Source organism: Methylomonas sp. MgM2 (genome assembly GCF_054172045.1).
Map to the genome: position 1 here is coordinate 1 of NZ_JBSYXO010000088.1, position 2,011 is coordinate 2,011.

Sequence of the window (2,011 nt, forward strand, 5' to 3'; positions counted from 1 at the left end):
TCACGTGGCGGTGTAGGCGCGATTGCTAGCCAGGGATGGCTAGCAATCTTTCCAGCCGGAAGCCGACACTCTCCGGTCGTTTTCCATTCTGCTACAACCTTCCAAATTAAAAATATTCGCTTAACTATGCCGGGTTTTGGAATTAGCTTCAAGACTAAGTTGCTGAAGTGTGTTCAAAAATCTTATTCAGGGACTTCTTAGGCTTTTCTTAGCGCTCTCCCCCTTTATGCGGCCATCTGCCCGTAATTGGCCAATTTTTCGATGTTCTGGATCAGGCAGAACAATTTCCATTGGGCGTTAACCTTGGTTTTGCCGCGCAGACTGAAACGCTTCAGCCCCTTATTGATGGTGAGATTGCCGAACACCGGTTCGACCACCGACATGCGGTGGCTATAGATTTGTTTGCCTTTGGGACTATCCACTCGATGTTTCATCCAATCGGTATAGTTCGGCTGCCGCTGCTTATTAATAATAAAGGAAACTTGGCGGCCATAGCCATTGACTTGTTCTGTGGCTTGAGGGTTTCTCATGCATTTTGACTTTAATTCGCAATCTCGGCAATGCTGTAGCCGGCCTCGGAAGAATATTTTGCGGTTACCATAGCGGTCTTCCTTGGTTTGATCCGCGTGGAGTTGTTTGCCGGCCGGACATTCGCAGCTTAATTCAACGGGATCAAAGTTGAATTCGCTCGCCGGAAAGGTTTTAGAGTACTTCGGTTTCGTTCTGGCTGGCTTGGGGTATTTAATGTTTTGCTCGGCGAATTTGGGGTCTCTTGATCGAAACTGGTTATCCGGAATGAAACCATTGATTTCGTGCTCATGTAGGTATTTCATATTCCTTTCATTGGCAAAGCCGGTATCGGCCGTAATAATTGCGCCGGTCGCGTAAATGTCATCATGAATCTTAAGTTTTTGATAACGGGCTTTGATGCTTTCCAGGATGGGCTTTAAGGTGTGCTGCTCCTGGCCTTCGCCGAAGGCTTGGGCATCGATAATGATTTGGTGTTTTTTATCGACCGCGGCAATCCCGTTATAGCCTTGGATGGTGCCCTTGCTGGTCGTCATCTTGGCGCTGTCGTTATCGGTGATGTTGCTTTTGACTTCGGTTTTACGTTTGCCTTGCCCTAAGCGAGGTTCATGACTGTCGAGGAATTTTTCGATTTTTTCGGCCGCCTGGTTTAAGGTGTCTATCGTTTGTTGAATCCGCTGGCTGGCGGCTGACTGTTGCTCATCTTGCTGATCGTGTTTTTGATGCTCAGCTAAATGGTGCCGAATCAAGCGTTTCAATTTATCGCGTTTATCCTTCAGTTCTTGATGGGTGCCTGACCAGGTTTTTGCCGCATTCGATGATAGTTTGCAGCCATCAATGGCGAACAGTTCATTACCCAGCAAGCCTTGTTCATGACAGATCAGCAGTACTTGCTCAAACAGGCTTTCGATTTGAGTCGGATAGCCGCTTACGAACGCCGCGATGGTCGTAAAGTGAGGAACGCTATCGCAGGATAAGGCTTTAAACAGTATATTCGTCTCACAACACCATTGAATTTCTCGGCTGGAGGTAATCCCTTTGGAATAGGCGAACAAGATGATCTTTAACAGGATAGCCGGATCATAAGCGGGCCGACCTTGTTCGTCGTTCTTATAGGCTTCGGCAAAGATCGATAAATCCAGACGCTGCGTCACCAGATAATGCAGGGCGTATTCAAAAGTGCCCGGCTGCAGTTGATCTTGGAAATTGATCACAACCATCAGGTTTTGGTTGTAGTCGTACGGAATGTATTTCGCCATGAGCAACACCTTTTGATGCGTTGCTTTATTTTACTCCGTTCAGGTCAGAATTTAGGTTTTTCTACAGCCAGAACGATAAGTATAACTTGACCCGAAAATCGGAGCGGCGATAGCCGCGGAGCTTTTGCCGGTCAAGTTGACCCGTTGGTGTACGCCCAGCATGGGCGTGAACTTATAAGGTGAAAGTCCCTTGTCGGAGAACCGACGTTGATTAGCATTTAACA

2 protein-coding genes are annotated in these 2,011 nt (G+C 47.3%); one reads left to right on the forward strand and one right to left on the reverse strand.

Annotation, left to right across the window (positions count from 1 at the left end; all coding sequences use genetic code 11):
• On the forward strand, window positions 1-201 hold a 201-nt coding region (locus ACW73I_RS22975; RefSeq protein ID WP_458031836.1), incomplete at its 5' end, for a hypothetical protein.
• A gap of 23 nt (window positions 202-224) precedes the next feature.
• On the opposite strand, the gene ACW73I_RS22980 is transcribed toward ACW73I_RS22975, so the two are convergent.
• Entirely contained in the window at window positions 225-1,787 is a 1,563-nt protein-coding gene (locus ACW73I_RS22980; RefSeq protein ID WP_458031837.1) for an IS1182 family transposase, read from the reverse strand.
• Window positions 1,788-2,011: the final 224 nt, after the last annotated feature.

Bases quoted from the DNA above. Each gene is read 5' to 3' on its own strand.
- ACW73I_RS22980 (WP_458031837.1), bottom strand. From the start codon at position 1,787: ATGGCGAAATACATTCCGTACGACTACAACCAAAACCTGATGGTTGTG.